At 52.6% G+C, this 17,901-nt stretch carries 16 protein-coding genes and 1 tRNA gene; 2 read left to right on the forward strand and 15 right to left on the reverse strand.

Features of this window, described 5'->3' with window-relative positions:
- Nucleotides 1–100: 100 nt before the first annotated feature.
- The gene (locus GH984_RS01945; RefSeq protein WP_153718521.1) at nt 101–475 is read left to right on the forward strand and encodes a response regulator; all 375 of its coding nucleotides are present in this window, start codon (nt 101–103) and stop codon (nt 473–475) included.
- Between the two features lie 3 nt (nt 476–478).
- A complete protein-coding gene (locus tag GH984_RS01950; protein WP_153718522.1) occupies nt 479–2,521 on the forward strand; it encodes a 3'-5' exonuclease in 2,043 nt (680 codons plus the stop codon).
- A 27-nt stretch (nt 2,522–2,548) separates the two neighbouring features.
- Here GH984_RS01950 and pnp read toward each other — a convergent pair whose 3' ends face one another.
- The 15 genes from pnp to nuoI form a co-directional block, all read right to left on the reverse strand.
- Nucleotides 2,549–4,660 (reverse strand): polyribonucleotide nucleotidyltransferase, encoded by a 2,112-nt coding sequence (pnp, locus tag GH984_RS01955; RefSeq protein WP_369691890.1) that lies wholly within the window; start codon nt 4,658–4,660, stop codon nt 2,549–2,551.
- A gap of 35 nt (nt 4,661–4,695) precedes the next feature.
- On the reverse strand, nt 4,696–4,965 hold the full coding sequence (rpsO, locus tag GH984_RS01960) for a 30S ribosomal protein S15 (protein ID WP_153718524.1): 270 nt from the start codon (nt 4,963–4,965) through the stop codon (nt 4,696–4,698).
- Nucleotides 4,966–5,009: 44 nt separating this feature from the next.
- The gene (gene truB, locus GH984_RS01965; protein WP_369691891.1) at nt 5,010–5,939 is read right to left on the reverse strand and encodes a tRNA pseudouridine(55) synthase TruB; all 930 of its coding nucleotides are present in this window, start codon (nt 5,937–5,939) and stop codon (nt 5,010–5,012) included.
- 7 nt (nt 5,940–5,946) lie between these two features.
- Nucleotides 5,947–6,312: a 30S ribosome-binding factor RbfA gene (gene rbfA / locus GH984_RS01970; RefSeq protein WP_153718526.1), complete on the reverse strand. Its 366-nt coding sequence runs from the start codon at nt 6,310–6,312 to the stop codon at nt 5,947–5,949.
- Nucleotides 6,313–6,323: 11 nt separating this feature from the next.
- Nucleotides 6,324–8,936 (reverse strand): translation initiation factor IF-2, encoded by a 2,613-nt coding sequence (gene infB, locus GH984_RS01975; protein ID WP_153718527.1) that lies wholly within the window; start codon nt 8,934–8,936, stop codon nt 6,324–6,326.
- A 32-nt stretch (nt 8,937–8,968) separates the two neighbouring features.
- Entirely contained in the window at nt 8,969–10,465 is a 1,497-nt protein-coding gene (gene nusA / locus GH984_RS01980; RefSeq protein ID WP_153718528.1) for a transcription termination factor NusA, read from the reverse strand.
- A 33-nt stretch (nt 10,466–10,498) separates the two neighbouring features.
- Nucleotides 10,499–10,951, reverse strand: a complete 453-nt coding sequence (gene rimP, locus GH984_RS01985; protein ID WP_153718529.1) for a ribosome maturation factor RimP — start codon at nt 10,949–10,951, stop codon at nt 10,499–10,501.
- Nucleotides 10,952–11,022: 71 nt separating this feature from the next.
- Nucleotides 11,023–11,099: transfer RNA gene (locus GH984_RS01990), tRNA-Met, on the reverse strand.
- Nucleotides 11,100–11,137: 38 nt separating this feature from the next.
- Complete coding sequence (locus GH984_RS01995; RefSeq protein ID WP_153718530.1) at nt 11,138–11,473, reverse strand: DUF2818 family protein; 336 nt, start codon at nt 11,471–11,473, stop codon at nt 11,138–11,140.
- A gap of 6 nt (nt 11,474–11,479) precedes the next feature.
- Nucleotides 11,480–12,919, reverse strand: a complete 1,440-nt coding sequence (gene nuoN / locus GH984_RS02000) for an NADH-quinone oxidoreductase subunit NuoN (protein WP_153718531.1) — start codon at nt 12,917–12,919, stop codon at nt 11,480–11,482.
- A 19-nt stretch (nt 12,920–12,938) separates the two neighbouring features.
- On the reverse strand, nt 12,939–14,450 hold the full coding sequence (locus tag GH984_RS02005; RefSeq protein ID WP_153718532.1) for an NADH-quinone oxidoreductase subunit M: 1,512 nt from the start codon (nt 14,448–14,450) through the stop codon (nt 12,939–12,941).
- Nucleotides 14,451–14,452: 2 nt separating this feature from the next.
- Nucleotides 14,453–16,429, reverse strand: a complete 1,977-nt coding sequence (gene nuoL / locus GH984_RS02010) for an NADH-quinone oxidoreductase subunit L (RefSeq protein WP_153718533.1) — start codon at nt 16,427–16,429, stop codon at nt 14,453–14,455.
- 3 nt (nt 16,430–16,432) lie between these two features.
- Nucleotides 16,433–16,738, reverse strand: coding sequence for an NADH-quinone oxidoreductase subunit NuoK (nuoK, locus tag GH984_RS02015; protein ID WP_153718534.1), 306 nt, complete (start codon nt 16,736–16,738; stop codon nt 16,433–16,435).
- Between the two features lie 18 nt (nt 16,739–16,756).
- Nucleotides 16,757–17,368: an NADH-quinone oxidoreductase subunit J gene (locus GH984_RS02020; protein WP_439959274.1), complete on the reverse strand. Its 612-nt coding sequence runs from the start codon at nt 17,366–17,368 to the stop codon at nt 16,757–16,759.
- Between the two features lie 25 nt (nt 17,369–17,393).
- Complete coding sequence (nuoI, locus tag GH984_RS02025; RefSeq protein WP_153718535.1) at nt 17,394–17,882, reverse strand: NADH-quinone oxidoreductase subunit NuoI; 489 nt, start codon at nt 17,880–17,882, stop codon at nt 17,394–17,396.
- Nucleotides 17,883–17,901: the final 19 nt, after the last annotated feature.

Genomic DNA, 17,901 nt, shown 5'->3' on the forward strand with positions numbered 1-17,901 from the left:
AAATAACCGATTGACAGATTACCTCGACAAACCCCCATCGGAATACCCTATACTGGGAGAAAACAGGAGGAGGCCGGTCGCGCAATGCGCCGGATTTGCGATGCAAGGAAATGTATTGATCGTTGATAACGACCTTAATATCACCGCGTCGTTAGAATTTTTATTGCGGCATATTGGTTTCAATTGTTTAACTGCCGATAGCTATGCAGCAGCTATCGATGTCGTTACTGGCAAGGCTCTCGATGCGGCATTAATCGACTCTAATTTGCCCGATCGCAGCGGATACTCATTATGCCAAAAGCTACTCTCCACTCAGGGCTTTGAACACCTGCCCATATTAATGCTGACTAGCCAGGTCCTTCAGGCAGAGCAGGAAAAAGCACTCTCCCTTGGAGCGATGGACTTCATCATTAAACCCTTTAATCCATTAATGGTTATGCAACGCATTCAGGATTTGCTGACGAAGGCCGCCTGATTAATGCGGGCGTTTCGTTTACCGAGATTACGCAAACGCCTTTGGATTGCGGCGGCTGGAGCGGCAGTTCTTCAAGGCAGTGCTGTCATTGGCTTTGGCCTCGGCGGCCCAGCAACTGTGGCTGTGGCGGTTGCGGTAGCACTCCTCACCCTTTTGCTAGCCTTACTGTACGATTTAAAGCTCACACGCCCGCTTGCCGCAACGAGCCGCGGCGCGGAAATCATCGCTAAAACTAACCCCGGGCATCAACTTGAGCTTAGCCAAGGACATTGGCTCGAACGACTCCCTGAGACGATTGAAAATCTGGGAGCAAACGTTGCCCGAACCCGTCATGAAATGGAAGAGGCTGCCACCAGCTGGAATGTTCAAATAGAGGCGCGACGCGCAAGGTTAGAAACAATTTTACGGGAGATTCGTGAAGGCGTTTTAGTCTGCGATGATAACGGACGTATCGTCCTTTATAATCGTGCCGCTCGACAATTACTAGAAGAAGAGCCCGCGCTTGGTTTGGGCCGCAATATCAATGAAGTCCTTGATGAAGGCCCCCTTCGACACACCCTCAACCTACTCAGCACAGATGCTGAATTGGTTTGCGCAACGCGCAGTGGAGCGCGTTTAGTTCGTTGTCGCCTCGCCAAACTGCAAACTGACGATCCGGACACCTCCGGGTTTGTTATGACGCTGCAAGACGTATCGGAGGAGACTCGTGAGGCCTTACGCAGAGAACAGGCACTACGTCGCTCTGTGGAGGCCTTCCGTAATCCTTTAACAAGCCTTGCTGCGGCAACTCATAGCTTGACCCTTGCGCAGCAAGAGAATATTAAAGATGCCGCCCAGCGCTTTACCGCCATTATTAATGAGGAAAGCACCCGGCTTGCCGATCATTTCTCTCAACTGTCAAAAGAAACTGGCGCCATGATGACAGACACTTGGCGCCTTGAAGATGTGCATTTAGGCAGCCTAATCGATGGCATTCGTGAGCGGCAAAAAACAGGCCTGCCACGCATTCAGGCCAGTGCCGATGTTTGGATATCTGCTGAGCCCTATCTCATTTCTCAAGTCATTGAAGCGCTTTTAAGACGCTTGCATGAAGAACTTGGCGTAGCCGCACTTGCCCTAATGGGGCGTGAGGAAGGCAGTATGGTCTACATGGACCTGACATGGTCGGGTGATGTTGCTGCAGCCGAACAACTCGATGAATGGCTCAACGATGGGCTGGAAGATGTGGGTGGCACGGTCACGCTAAGAGAGATACTCGATCGTCATGGCACCACAGCCTGGAGTCAACCCGATGTATCGCGTTTTGGCCGCGCTCTACTCCGGCTACCTCTCCCCGGCGCACCAAAGAAGGCAACCCTCGCACCCGTCATACCCGCACGGCCAGAGTATTACGACTTTGCCATCGAAGAGCAGACCAAGCAGCTTGATCCGCGGGCTGAAGAAACCTTGGAAAATTTGGACTATATCGTCTTTGACTGCGAAACAACGGGCCTTGAGCCCAGCCGAGGGGACGAAATTGTCTCTATCGGGGCGGTCCGAATTCATGGCGGGCAAGTCATGCATGGCGAGACGTTTGAACTACTGGCCAATCCAGGGCGTGATATTCCTGCGCTGGCCACTAGTATTCACGGTATCCGTAACGAAGACATTATTGATGCGCCGCCTGTAGAGGAGGCTGTCCGCCGCTTTCATGCCTTTGCGGGCAATGCCGTTTTGGTTGGCTTTAATATCGCGTTTGATATGCGGTTTCTAAAGCTTAAACAGCGAATCAGCGGGGTCGTTTTTGATCATACAACGCTCGATGCGCTGCTATTATCCATACTGCTTCATGACCATACCGGTGAGCATACGATGGAAAGTGTCGCGCAACGCCTAGGCGTTGGTGTTGGGGGGCGGCATACCGCGCTGGGCGATTCGCTAACCACCGCCGAGATATTTGTGCGCCTGCTTGAGTTACTCCCGGCTAATGGCATTCAAACGCTAGATAACGCCGTAGCAGCTCAAGAAAAGATGATTGAGTTTAGAAGGCAACAGCGGGCCTTTTAACAAGACCCGCTGATTTTTATGGAAGAATTACTCTTCGACAGGGGCTTCTTCAAGCGCCTTTATGCTGAGGCGGATGCGTCCCTGCCGATCCACTTCGAGCACTTTAACTTTGACTGACTGCCCTTCTGAGAGCTCATCGGCCACCGTTTCTACCCGGTTATGCGAGATTTGTGAGATGTGCACAAGCCCATCTCGGCCAGGCAGAATATTCACAAACGCGCCAAAGTCCATCAGTTTAATGACTTTGCCTTCGTAAACCTGGCCCACTTCAACATCTGCCGTTAACAATTCAATTCGACGACGCGCCTCTTCACCCGCCGCTTTATCAACTGAACCAATTGTGACGGTGCCGTCATCCTGAATATCGATCGTTGTGCCGGTTTCTTCGGTGAGCGTACGAATTGTGGCACCACCCTTACCGATTACGTCACGAATCTTCTCTGGATCAATACGCAGGGTAATCAAACGGGGGGCATAAGCCGACATTTCATCGCGATGCTCGGTGATAACCGCATTCATCTTATCGAGGATATGCAATCGTCCTTCACGGGCTTGCGACAGGGCCTGCTCCATGATTTCGCGCGTAATGCCTTGGATTTTGATATCCATCTGCAAGGCGGTTACCCCATCTTTGGAACCCGCCACTTTGAAATCCATGTCACCGAGATGATCTTCATCACCCAAAATATCGGTTAGCACGGCAAATTGATCGGCATCTTTGATCAAGCCCATGGCGATGCCCGCCACTGGCGCCTTAATCGGCACACCGGCATCCATCAACGATAAGCTGGTACCGCAAACGGAGGCCATTGAGCTTGAACCATTAGACTCGGTAATTTCAGAGACCACTCTCACCACGTAAGGGCAATCTTCAGGTTCAGGCATGACCGCCTGAATACCGCGTTTGGCTAACTTGCCATGACCGATTTCACGTCGCTTTGGTGAACCCACAAACCCAGTCTCGCCCACGCAATACGGAGGGAAGTTGTAATGCAGCATAAATGGCTCGCGGCGCTCGCCCTCGATCGCATCAATGATTTGCGCGTCGCGCCCTGTTCCAAGTGTAGTCACAACAATGGCTTGGGTTTCGCCACGCGTAAAGATGGCCGAGCCATGAGTACGCGGTAGGGTACCTACCTCAATATCAATCGGACGCACTGTTCGGATATCACGGCCGTCAATACGGGCTTCACCAGCCAGGATACGTCCGCGTACGATTTTCTTTTCGAGTGATTTAAAGCTATCGGACACCTCATCAGCTGACCAGCCTTCACGCTCGTCAGGAATAGCGACCAGTTCATTAGCCACTTGCTCACGCACCGCCGCAATGGCTTCTTGGCGAGCCTGTTTATCGGCAATAGCGTAGGCTTCGGTTAGCGATACCTGTGCAACCTGCGCAACTTTCTCTGCCAATGTTTCATCAGCCGGCGGCGCTGACCACTCCCACCGTGGCTTACCCGCTTCTGCAGCCAATTCATTAATTGCATTAATGGCAGACTGCATTTGTTCATGACCGTAAAGAACGGCATCAAGCATGGTTTGCTCAGGCAGGCAGTTTGCCTCTGACTCCACCATCAATACGGCATCTTTGGTACCGGCAACCACTAAATCTAAATCTGAACCCTCAAGCTGGCTGATCGTAGGGTTGAGCAAGAACTGGCCATCTTTGTAGCCAACGCGCGCTGCGCCCACGGGGCCGTCGAAGGGGACACCCGATACCGCAAGCGCTGCAGACGTACCGATGATGGCAGGAATATCAGGATCCACATCAGGGTTTAGCGAGATAACCGTAGCGATCACCTGCACTTCATTGGAGAACCCTTCGGGAAATAACGGGCGAATTGGCCGGTCAATTAACCGCGACACCAAGGTTTCTTTTTCGCTAGGACGGCCTTCACGTTTAAAAAAGCCCCCAGGAATTTTACCAGCCGCGTAAGTACGCTCTTGGTAGTTAACCGTCAGCGGCAAAAAAGACCGCCCCGGTACTTCTTCGCGCTTACCAACGACTGTGACCAGCACAACCGTTTCAGACATATTCACTAAGACAGCGCCCGTTGCTTGGCGCGCGATTTTTCCGGTTTCTATCGTTACGGTTTGTTCGCCAAACTGAAACGACTTCTTGACAGCAGTAGGAGTCACTATATTTTCACCCTTGATCAGTTTTGTTCAGTGTCTTACTTACGCAGTTTGAGACGCTCGATAACGCTCTGGTACCGCTCAAGACTGGTGCGGTGGAGATAGTCAAGCAACTGCCGGCGGTGATTGACCAGTTTAAGCAAGCCGCGGCGAGAATGATGATCTTGCTTATGACTTGAGAAATGCTCGGTCAAATGCTGAATACGCGCGGTAAGTAGCGCAATCTGAACTTCCGGTGATCCGGTATCGCCATCGGAGCGACCATAGTTTTGGACAATCTCCTGCTTTTGGGCGGCATTTAGGGACATCGATGACTCCTGATTGATTCTTTTATCTCAACTAAACGAGCATTCTAGCCTTGGCGAGGGCGCTGGACAAGCAATCTTCTAGGCGCAACGCACAATTCCTCTTGAATTTCTCCCATACCCAGCAACTCTCCCTGTGCATCATGCACTCTAACTAGGGCGCCCACATCATCTGATTGAGTGGGCACGGTCTGTCCTTGACAGAAATACTCGGCTTTCTCTGTGGCAATCGTCACGGCCGGCCAGCCTGCAAGCCCCGCATCGATTGGCTGAAGCAGCGCCTCAACTGCACTAACTCCATTACTAGCGGCTAGCCGCTCAAGCGCCTCCAGCTCTATCATTGGTGCCTGTTTAAATGGGCCAAGCGACACCCGCCGGAGCGTATCTACGTGGGCACCACAGCCTAACCGCTCGCCGATATCGCCCACCAACGTGCGAATGTAAGTGCCTTTTGAGCAACGAACAAATAAAGACAGCCGATTCCCTGCGTATTTTTCCACACGTAACTCGTGCACGGTAATCGAGCGTGGCGGCCGCTCAACCTCGACCCCTTCACGCGCAATCTCATACAGGCGACGCCCTTCGTGCTTAAGCGCGGAATACATCGGAGGGATTTGCTCTTGTTTACCCCGAAATTCCGCAAGCACATCCTCAATCTGTGCGTCAGATAGGGCCGGCACATTGCGCTCAAGAACAATTTCGCCCTCACGATCACCCGTTGTGGTCGTGGCCCCTAAATGCGCCGTCGTCAGGTAGGTTTTTTCAGCCCCAAGTAGCCACTCAGAAATCCGTGTAGCCCGCCCAAAACACAAAACCAAAAGGCCTGTAGCTAAAGGATCTAAACTACCGGTATGCCCACCTTTTCGGGCATTCAGCAACCGACTGACGCGGCGCAAAGCGTGATTGGAGCTAATCCCTTCGGGTTTGTCGAGCAGCAGAATCCCATCGATATCTCTGCCATTTCTGCGTCGCGGCACGAGACAATCAATCCTCTGGCTTACGCTCAACCACCTCATCAATCAACTGATTAAGGCGGGCGCCACGATCAAAGACAGGATCATGATGGAATTTCAGTGCTGGCACGGTTCGTAACTGCACTCGTCGCGAAAGACCGCGCCGCAAAAACCCGGCTGCCCCGTTTAACACGCGAGTCATCGCCTGCGAGGCCTCGGCATCCATTCCAAGCCCGGTAACGTACACATCAGCATGCGCAAAATCCCGACTCACCCGCACCTCAGAGACGGTTACGGACCCAACACGTGGGTCACGAACCTCATCTCGAATCAGCTCGGCAAGCTCGCGTTGCACTTGCTCAGCCACTCGATGGCTGCGTGAGAAGTCCTTAGGCATTCCCGTAACCCCTATAGGCTACGCTGAATGGTGATACGCTCGTAACACTCAATTTGATCGCCTGGCCGCACATCGTTGTAATTTTTCACGCCAATACCACACTCTGTGCCGGAGCGAACTTCTTTCACGTCATCTTTAAACCGGCGCAGCGACTCCAGTGCGCCCTCAAAGACCACAACGCTATCGCGTAGCACACGAATCGGATTGTTGCGTTTCACAACACCGTCGACCACCAAACAGCCGGCAATCTGCCCAAGCTGTGATGACCTGAAGACATCACGCACCTCGGCAAGGCCAATAATCTGCTCTTGAGTTTCCGGCTCAAGCATCCCACTAATGGCGGCTTTGAGCTGATCAATCGCGTCATAAATAATGCTGTAATAATAAAGCTCTACGCCCGTTTCCTGCGCCAAGCGACGCGCCTTTGCATCGGCACGTACGTTAAACCCAATCAACAACGCCTCAGAGGCAAGCGCCAGGTTCACATCAGATTCGTTGATGGCGCCCACACCCGTTGAGATTGCCGTAATACGGACTTCTTCATTGGAGAGGTTAACCAATGACTGGGTCAGCGCCTCAACAGAGCCCTGCACATCACCCTTGACCACCAGGTTAACGGTTTTAACCTCTTGGTCTTGCATCTGCGAGAAGATTTCTTCCATATTAGCGGCTTTCTGCGCCTGCAACCGTTTATCACGGCTTTTCTCACGGCGACGATCTGCTAATTCCCGCGCTTTTTTCTCGTCTTCAACGGCAAGAACTTCATCGCCGGCTTCCGGCAGACCTGATAAACCCAGCACAACCGCAGGGGTTGATGGGCCAGCTTCCTCAATTCGCTCACCGCGCTCATCCAGTAGCGCCCGTACCCGACCATATTCGCTGCCGGAAATAATATTATCTCCCTGGCGCAGCACCCCGTTACGAATCAGCACGGTTGCGACCGGGCCGCGTCCACGATCCAAACTAGACTCAACCACCACACCGGTGGCGGGGCAATCCTGAACAGCTGTTAGCTCTAACAACTCAGCCTGCAGAGCAATAGCGCTAAGTAAGTCTTCAACCCCTTCGCCGGTTAACGCAGAGCAAGGGATAAACTGCGTATCGCCACCCCATTCCTCGGGGATAACTTCTAGAGCACCGAGTTCAGTTTTAACACGATCGGGATCTGAATCCTCGCGATCGATCTTATTAACGGCAACGACAATGGGCACGCCCGCCGCTCGCGCGTGTTTAACGGCCTCTTCCGTCTGTGGCATCACCCCGTCATCGGCTGCTACTACAAGCACAACCACATCGGTGACCTGCGCCCCACGCGCGCGCATGGCAGTAAATGCCTCATGCCCAGGTGTATCGAGGAAGGTCAGATCGCCACGATCACTAGAAACCCGATAGGCACCCACATGCTGAGTAATACCGCCTGCTTCGCCTGCAGCCACTTTGGCCCGGCGAATGTAGTCCAGTAACGTCGTCTTACCATGGTCAACATGACCCATAATGGTGACTACTGGTGGCCGACTGACCTTCTCACCCTCGGGCTCACCAGAGCGGCCGAAAACGGCTTCCTCTAAATCTTCTTCACGCACCACATGCGGACGATGGCCCATCTCTTCGACCAATAAGATCGCGGTATCCTGATCAATCGCCTGATTAATCGTGGCCATCACACCTTGTTTCATCATCTCCTTAATCAGGTCGGCCGCCTTCACACTCATGCGCTGGGCTAGTTCGCCTACCGTAATCGATTCAGGAATCTGTACGTCACGCACAACCGGTGCTGTTGGACGCTCAAACTCTTGCTGCAATGCGGTGCTTGCCGCGCCCGCAGGCCCACGAGCCGACCGCGCCGTACGGCCATCTGGTTTCTTGCGGCCCTTACCTTTACCACGAGACGCCTTTCGCGCCGCGCGCTCTTCAGACTCACGCTCACGCTTAGCCTCAGCAGCTAGCCGTTTGCGCTCTTTTTCGTCTTCAATTTCTTTTTTACGGGCGGCCTCTGAGTCGGCTTTTGCCTGCTCTGCCTCGATGTCTGCAATGCTTGCCTCAGCTTCGGGCTCCGACGCTGGCTCGGCATCTGCAGGTTGTTTATCAGATGACACAACAGCGGCTTCTTTAGCTGCTGCCTCGGCTGCCGCGGCTTCGGCTTCAGCTGCAGCTGCCTCGGCTGCGGCGGCGGCGGCTGCCTCTTCTGCCGCCGCGGCTGCAGCAGCTAAATCGTCGGCGAGGACTCGCTCAAGAACATGCACGTCTTGCTCGGCCGCTTCGGCCTCAACAACGCTGCGCTTAACGTAGGTGCGCTTTTTACGCACTTCCACATTAACGGTACGTGCTGATGCAGGACTGCGAGTTCCTCTGGCCCCGGCGCGTCTCTCACCGCCGCCAGACGGCATTTTCAGTTGACTATGGCTACGGCGTTTGAGGGTGATTTGTGATGGCGCTCCATCCTCACCTTCCTCAGATCGCCCATGCGTTTTACGCAGATGCTCTAGCAACGCTTCTTTGTCTGCATCACTCAACACAGCATCGGGATCGTCGCTGGCAACACCTGCCTCACGAAGCTGCACCACAACCCGCTCAAGCGGAACGTCTGTGCGCTCGGCAAATTCTCTAATCGTGTTCTGCGACATTTCTACCACCTCCGTCTACGGATATGCCTGGACTACGCCTGGCCGCCTTGTTCTTCGGCAAACCATGGCTCGCGCGCTTTCATAATCAGCGCCCCAGCACGCTCCGCATCGAGACCTTCAACATCCAACAAATCATCTACAGACTGCTCAGCCAAATCTTCCATGGTTCGAATACCAGCGGCAGCTAATCGCTCAGCCAAGCCCGGATCTATTCCTTCCATTGCCAGCAAGTCCTCAGCCGGCCCGGTCGCGGCCTGAGCTTCTGCCTCGCGCTCTGCGAGTACGTCTCTGGCGCGTTGACGCAGCGTATTCACCAAGTCCTCATCAAAGCCTTCAATCTCCAGCAACTCTGCTGTTGGCACATAGGCTACCTCCTCCACACTGGAGAATCCCTCCTCTACCAACAGTGCCGCAAGATCATCATCTGCATCAAGCTGCGCAATAAATAGGTTCACCAACTCTGCCGCTTCCGCTTCGCTCTTTGCTTCCGCTTCGTCGGCCGTCATAACATTGAGTTCCCAGCCGGTCAGCTCACTGGCTAAACGAACGTTTTGCCCACCCCGACCGATCGCTTGGGAGAGCTGATCTTCGCCAACAGCGATATCCATACTGTGCCGATCTTCGTCTACAACGATAGACTCCACTTCCGCCGGCGCCATTGCGTTAATCACAAATTGAGCGGGATTTTCGTCCCACAAAATAATGTCGATACGCTCGCCCGAAAGCTCATTAGAAACGGCCTGCACGCGCGAGCCGCGCATTCCAACACAGGCGCCGACCGGATCAATTCGAACATCAAGCGCATGCACAGCAATCTTTGCCCGCATACCAGGGTCTCTGGCCGCACCCAGGATTTCTAAAAGATCCTGCCCCACTTCCGGCACCTCAATTTTAAACAGCTCAAGCAAAAATTCAGGTGCTGCGCGGCTAGCAAAGAGTTGTGGCCCACGCACTTCCTCTCTGACCTCACGCAACCATGCGCGCAAACGATCCCCGGGTCGCACGGCTTCCCGCGGAATCATTTCTTCTCGCGGAATAAAGGCCTCGGCATTGCCACCGAGATCCAAAAATACGTTACCTCGCTCAGCGCGCTTTACAATGCCGGTAATTAATTCGCCAACTCGGTCGCGATAGGCTTCAATCACTTTCGCCCGTTCTGCCTCGCGCACTTTCTGAACGATCACCTGCTTGGCCGCTTGTGCCGCAATGCGACCGAAATCAACCGAAGGCAGTGGCTCTTCGATTACATCCCCAACGTTCAGGCTAGCATCCTGAGCCTGCGCCGTCGTAACGGGAATTTGCTGTTCCGGAAATTCGATTTCTTCATCATCAGCGACCACAAGCCACTGCCGGACGGTTTCGTAATCTCCCGTCTTTCGATCAACCGAGACTCGGGCTTTTATTTCCTCGTCATGGCGCTTTTCCGTTGCTGAGGCCAATGCAGCCTCAATGGCTTCGAAAATAACCTCTTGCTCAACGCCTTTCTCATTAGCGATTGCATCCACAACCAGCAGAATTTCTTTGCTCATCGTCCTTCCATTCTCCCGATGGCCCAACTTAACTCAGGGCTCGAGCTCTATAAATGCTCGATCAATGTCTGTAAGAGAAACAGCAACCTGCTCCCCATCCTCTTCAATCACGACGGTGTCACCTTGCAAACCCACTAACCGGCCCTGAAGTTTGCGGCGGCCGTTTATCAAGCCGCGCAGCCGAATTCGAGCTTGCTCACCAGCGAAGCGCTCAAAATCTGACCATTCAAATACTGGGCGGTCTAAACCCGGTGAGGAAACCTCTAACGTGTACTCACCCGGAATGGGGTCTTCTACGTCAAGGACACCGCTGACCTGATGGCTTACCCGCGCGCAGTCGTCTACTTCAACGCCTTCGGGGCTATCGATGTAAATTCGCAAAAGCCCCTGACGCCGGGCGGGATGGTACTCCGCTCCAACGAATTCGTATCCTAACCCCTCAACCGTTGGGCGGATAAGATTAATTACGCGATCTGGCGCTCTCATTCATCCTGCTTCCGACTTATGCCGGAACAAAAAAAAAAGGCCGTCAAACGGCCTTCCCAATGATGCCTATTTGGTAGCGGGGGCAGGATTTGAACCTGCGACCTTCGGGTTATGAGCCCGACGAGCTACCGGACTGCTCCACCCCGCAACCGACCTCGACAAGCATAGGGATGCGCGCCGGTTTTTTCAAGGGGCACGTTTGTGATGTCTTTTCTGCAGACGACGTCGCAAGTCGTGGTAATAAATAAAACCAGGCAACGCAAAGACCGCAAAAAGACAAAGGGCGATGACCCAAAATTCCCAGCCCTGAGGCTGCAGTTGGCCCTGGCTACGATATTCAAGGCCGGCACCTGCCAGTCCGACCAGGCCAAAGAGCACCAGCCACTCGCCTAAACGGATCCATTCAGACTTCTTACCCGATGCAGGCCGCCAAATCAGTCCGATTTTTTCAGTTGACCACGGTAAGTTAGCCGCGATCAGTGCGGCCACCATTAACAGCACAATCGCAACGGGCTGGCTCATTGTTGGTTACAACCCAAACGCGGCGCGGCATACCGCAATGAGCGCACCGGGGAAGAGCCCCAGTAGCAACACGACACCACCGGTGCCCATCATGGCAGCACGAGTGCCCATTGCAGCTTCAATTGGCATTGGATCTTCGAGTCGCTCGAAATAAACACTCTTGAGCACCCGCAGATAATAAAAAGCACCAATCACTGCAAAAACAACGGCTAATACAGCAAGCCAAACTAAACCTGCCTCAACCAATGCCTGCAACACCATCCATTTTGCATAAAAACCAACGGTGCCCGGAATTCCCGTCATTGAAAACATCAATAAAAGCATAACCAGCGCAAAGCCACTATGCCGATCGTTCAAACCGCGCATGTCATCGATCATGTCGGCTTCAAAGCCCCGCCGTGAGAGCAGGATAATCATGCCAAAGCCGCCCGCGGACATAATCCCATAGCTAATGGCATAAAATAGCGCGGCCGCATACCCTTCATCGGTGCCTGCAATTAAACCGAGGAACAAAAAGCCAATATGCGAAATGGTTGAGTAGGCGAACATTCGCTTAAGGTTGGTCTGCATTAACGCAAACAAATTACCCACAGCAAGAGAGCCAACCGCGAGGATAATGGCCATAAGCTGCCATTGCGCATGCAGATCGCCAAGCCCCTCTACCAATAGCCGCAAAAACAGCGCCAGCGCGGCAATTTTTGGTGCGCTACCTAAAAAGGCACTCACTGCGGTAGGCGCACCCTGATAAACATCAGGCACCCACATATGAAAAGGCACGGCACCAAATTTAAATGCTACGCCAACCAAAACAAACGTCATTCCAAAGGCGAGTAATAGCCCGTTTTGACCACTGGCTGCGGTGGCAGCAATTTCTGTAATAATCAAACTGCCAGAGGCCCCATAAATCATAGACATGCCATACAGCAACATGCCCGAGGACAGCGCACCGAGCACAAAGTATTTCATGGCTGCCTCGGAGCCAACCCGACTATCGCGATCAAACGCGACCATCGCATAAAGACTCAAAGACAGAAGCTCAAGCCCCATGTATAAAATGAGCATACTGGCCGCGGAGGCCATCACAAACATGCCGAGCAAAGCGATCAGTGCAAGCAGAAAAAACTCGCCTTTTAGCAGATCTCGCTGCAACAAATAATCACGACTATAACCCACGGTTAATGCGGCTAATGCGGCCATTGAAGCTTTTAATAAACCCGCCAAATTATCAGAGATATACATCCCATTGAAGGTATGTTGAACGCCCTCTCCCCAATGCGTCGAAAGAGCCAGCCAAATGGCCACCACAAACGTGAATTGGGTTAAAAAGAAAGCAATACGGCTGTCTTTGCTGCGATCGAACAAATCAGCTACCAGTACCACGCACGCCATCACGCCCAACCAGATTTCTGGGGCAGCTAAGGCAAATTGAGGCATCTCAAAGGTCATATTTGTCCTCAAACCAGCATTAAAGGGTTGGCACCATGATTTGGAGCAGCGCAGCAAGCGACGGCTCCATCACAGCAATTAACGGCGCCGGGAAAACACCAAAGAATAGGATGATCACGGCCAAGCTACCCAACAAGAGTAACTCTCGACGGTTAATGTCTTCCAGCGCCTCGACCTGATCGTTTTTAACCTCGCCATACACCACGCGCTTTATCATCCACAGGCTGTAGGCTGCGCCTAGAATCAAAGTTAATGCAGCCACCGCGGCATACCAAAAGCCCGCTTGGAAGCTGGCGAGGATCACCATAAACTCGCCAACAAAGCCCGAAGTACCCGGCAAACCAGCATTAGCCATCGCAAACAGAACAAAAAGTCCGGCAAAAACCGGCATACGGGTTGCCACCCCGCCAAAATCAGAGATCATGCGGGTATGCATCCGGTCGTAAAGCACCCCCACCGATAAGAACATCGCCGCCGATATAAAGCCATGCGAAATCATCTGAACCATCCCGCCTTCTAGCGCAAGCAGCGCGCCGTTCTCACCGCCACCTGCTGCAATGATCCGAAACACGAGAAAAAACCCGAGGGTAACAAACCCCATATGGGCGATCGATGAGTAGGCAATCAGCTTTTTCAAATCTTCCTGAACCATAGCGACTAAGCCGATATACACCACCGCGATTAAAGATAAGCCGATTAAGAGCCAATCCAACGCTAAGCTGGCATCGGGCGTAATAGGCAAGCTAAACCGCAGAAATCCATAGCCGCCAATTTTGAGCGTAATGGCCGCCAAAATAACCGAGCCCCCCGTGGGCGCTTCGACGTGCGCATCAGGCAGCCAGGTATGGACTGGGAACATCGGCACTTTCACCGCGAAGGCGGCTAACAGCGCCAAGAAAATCATTACCTGCGTACCCAGCGGGAGCGCTAAGCCATAAAAATCGGTAATGCCGAAACTACCTGCCTGAATACGCAGGTAAATCAAGGCAATCAGCATCATAACCGAGCCAAGAAAGGTGTACAGGAAGAATTTAACGGTGGCATAGATGCGATTTGGGCCACCCCAAATACCGATAATTAAAAACATCGGTATCAACATGGCTTCAAAAAAGACGTAGAACAAGATGGCATCAAGCGCGCTAAAGACACCAATCATGATGCCTTCCATAATGAGGAACGCCGCCAGGTACTGAGCCGGCTTATACCGCACCACTTCCCATGCTGCGATTACCACCAGCAAAGTCGAGAACGCAGTCAGTACCACCAAGGGCATAGAAATGCCATCGACGCCAAGGTGGTAATAAATATCAAATGCAGCAATCCAAGCATTCCGCTCAACCCACTGCATGCCCGCCTCACCCGTCTCAAACCCTTGCCAAAGGGCCAGCGAAAGCAAGAACACCACAACCGCTATGCCCAGTGAAAACCAGCGTGCCCGTTCTGCGTTTTGAGCGCCCGTTAACAGCACAGCCACTCCACCGAGCACCGGCAACCAAACTAATAGGCTAAGTAATGGCAACCCTTCAAACATGTTTAAAACCAACCCTGCCAATTAGCCACAAAAACGCTCAACAACAGCAATAACCCCAAAATCATGGCAAACGCATAATGATATAAATATCCGGATTGGGCGCCTCGCAGTAGCCCCGCCAAACGGCCAATCGTTCTAGCCGTGCCGTTAACAATGAGCCCATCAATGAGGCCTTGATCTCCAACGCGCCAAAGCGCCCGACCGAGTAGCCGACCTCCGCCCGCAAACCCTTGATTGTAGAGCACATCAAAACCGTATTTATTCTCTAACACCTCAATAACGGGCTTAAGCCGTGCATTGACCATCGGCAATAGCGATGGGCGGAAATTAAAGAAGAACCAGGCGACGATCGCTCCAGCAACCGCCAGCCAAAATGCGGGGTTAACGGCTGCGTGCAGGGCAAACGCAAACGAGCCGTGGAACTTCTCACTAAGCAGCGCCAGCACATCATTGGCCGGCGCAACAAAAATCGCCTCGCCAAAGAACCCGCCAAACAGCATAGGCGCAATCGTAAAGTAGCCAATAACAACTGAAGGTATTGCCAGTAGAATTAATGGCCACTGCATTACCGGCAGTACGTAGCGAGGCAGATGACTCATATGCTCACGGGCATGCGGATCAATACGCTCTTCGCCCCAGAACACTAGAAAATAAAGCCTAAAGCTATACAAAGAGGTAATAAAAACGCCTAGCAAGACGGCAACATACGCAAATCCGGCACCCGCCCGATCAGAAAGATGCACCGCTTCAATAATCGCATCCTTGGAGTAATACCCCGAAAACAACGGCGTACCCACTAGCGCCAACGTACCAAGCAACATCGTGATGTGGGTAATCGGCAAGTAACGCCGTAAATTACCCATACGCCGCATGTCCTGCTCGTGATGCAAGGCTACGATAATGGCGCCGGCGCCCAAGAAAAGTAGCGCTTTAAAAAAGGCATGGGTCATTAAGTGAAATACGCCTGCCGCGTAAGCCGATGCGCCAAGAGCAACAAACATATACCCCAGCTGAGACAACGTGGAGTATGCGATTACCCGCTTGATATCATGCTGAACCAATCCAACGAGCCCCATAAATAAGGCGGTAATCGCCCCAAGGACCAGCACGACGGTTAGTGCGGTTTCAGAGAACTCGAATAAGGGCGACATCCTTGCCACCAAATAGATACCCGCCGTCACCATCGTGGCCGCATGAATTAATGCCGAGATAGGGGTAGGGCCTTCCATTGAGTCTGGCAACCACACATGCAGCGGCACCTGCGCAGATTTACCCATCGCGCCAATGAACAACAACAGACAAGCCACCGTTACCACTAGGGCTTCGGTGCCAAAGATGGACATGGTTAACTCGGGCGCGGCACGGGCAGCACCAAACACCTCAACATAATCCAGACTGTTGTAGTAGAACAACACCGCGGCAATACCCAGCAAAAAGCCGAAATCACCCACGCGATTGACCAAAAACGCCTTAAGATTGGCAAAGATGGCAGACTCTTTTTTGTACCAAAAACCAATTAGCAGATAAGACACCAGCCCCACGGCTTCCCAGCCAAAGAATAGCTGCAGGAAGTTATTGGCCATGACCAGCATTAACATGGCAAACGTGAACAGGTTGATATAACTAAAGAAGCGTTGATAACCCGGATCATCATGCATATACCCCACGGTATAAACATGCACTGCCAAAGAGACCGTGGTGACGACCACCATCATGACGGCAGTTAGCCGATCAACCAAAAAACCCACCTCTAAGCGCAGATCTCCCACCATCGCCCAGGTGTAAATCGTTTCGTTAAATGAGGTCGCGGTGCCCGATACATGCTGATAAAGCACCCATAGGGACAATCCAGCAGACACCGCCACAGCTAGAATGGTCAGCCGGTGTGCATTTGCCCGTCCAATTGCGCCACCCGCCAGACCCGCTACCGCGGCACCAAACAGCGGAGCTAATACGATGAGTAGATAGATCAATTTCATCGCCTAACCCCGCATCGTATCTAGATCGCCCACATTAATCGTGCCCCGATTACGGAACAGGACCACCAATATCGCCAATCCGATGGCCGATTCTGCGGCAGCTACGGTAAGGATAAAGAAGACAAACACTTGACCATGAATGTCGCCTAGAAAATGCGAAAAGGCGATAAAATTAAAGTTAACCGCAAGCAGTATGAGCTCGATCGACATCAATAAAACAATGGCATTTTTCCTATTCAGAAAAATCCCTGCCATGCCGATCGAAAACAGCAGTGCACTGAGTACCAGGTAATCTGAGAGCTCAATCATGAATGCCCCGGGTTGTCCTTATTGCTCGTTTTTTTGTTCACTGGCCATACGAACCATACGCAGCCGCTCGGCTTTGGTGGTTCGGACCTGCTTATTAATATCCTGATGCCGCGTTCCCCCTCGCCGACGCAGCGTTAACATAATCGCAGCGATAATGGCGAGTAACAGCACCATCGCTGCCAGCTCAAAGGGGTAGACATAAACGGTATAGAGCACGTTACCCAGCATGCGAATGTTATTTGTTTCACTCAGTGCCGGGTTAGTGGCCTCTGCAAATCCTGATAGATCGACGCCGGCCGCACCAATTACCAACAACATCTGCAGCACCATGATGACAGCGACAAGCGCGCCCAATGGTAGGTAGCGCGAAAAACCCTCACGCATAACCGCGATATTGATATCCAGCATCATGACCACAAACAGGAATAAAACCATGACCGCGCCCACATAGACCAAGATCAGCGCAATACCTAAAAACTCGGCTTCTGCCATTAGCCACAACGCGGCACTGGTAAAGAAAACAAGAACAAGCGACAGCGCTGAGTGAACCGGATTACGCGCTGTGATGACGAGCAGTGCCGCGGCAAGCAAAATGCCGGCAAAGACGTAAAAAATCACTTTCTCTATCACTGACTACCTCGTCACGTGCTCGTTATTATCTATACGGCGCATCAGCCATCCGATCTTCGGCTAGCTGTGCCTCATACTTTTCGCCCATCGCTAATAGCTCTGGCTTACGAATGATCTGCTCGCCCCGCTGCTCAAAGTGATACTCATGGATCCGTGTCTCAACAATCGAGTCAACGGGGCACGATTCTTCACAAAAGCCACAGTAAATGCATTTAAACAGATCAATATCGTAGCGCGTGGTTCGGCGCGTGCCGTCATCACGCTGTTCTGACTCAATGGTAATTGCCAGTGCAGGGCAAACCGCTTCACACAGCTTACAGGCAATACAACGCTCTTCGCCGTTAGGGTAACGACGCAATGCGTGCAAACCGCGAAACCGCGGAGACTGCGGGGCCTTTTCCTCGGGATACTCCAAGGTGTATTTCGCCTCAAACAAATGCTTGCCAGTCAGCTTCATGCCTTTTAACAGCTCGGTGAGCAAAAATGTGTCAAAAAACGATTTTACGGCTTGCATACCTAGCCCCTTAGACTCT

The sequence above is a fragment of the Spiribacter salilacus genome (assembly GCF_009649225.1).
GTDB lineage: Bacteria > Pseudomonadota > Gammaproteobacteria > Nitrococcales > Nitrococcaceae > Spiribacter > Spiribacter salilacus.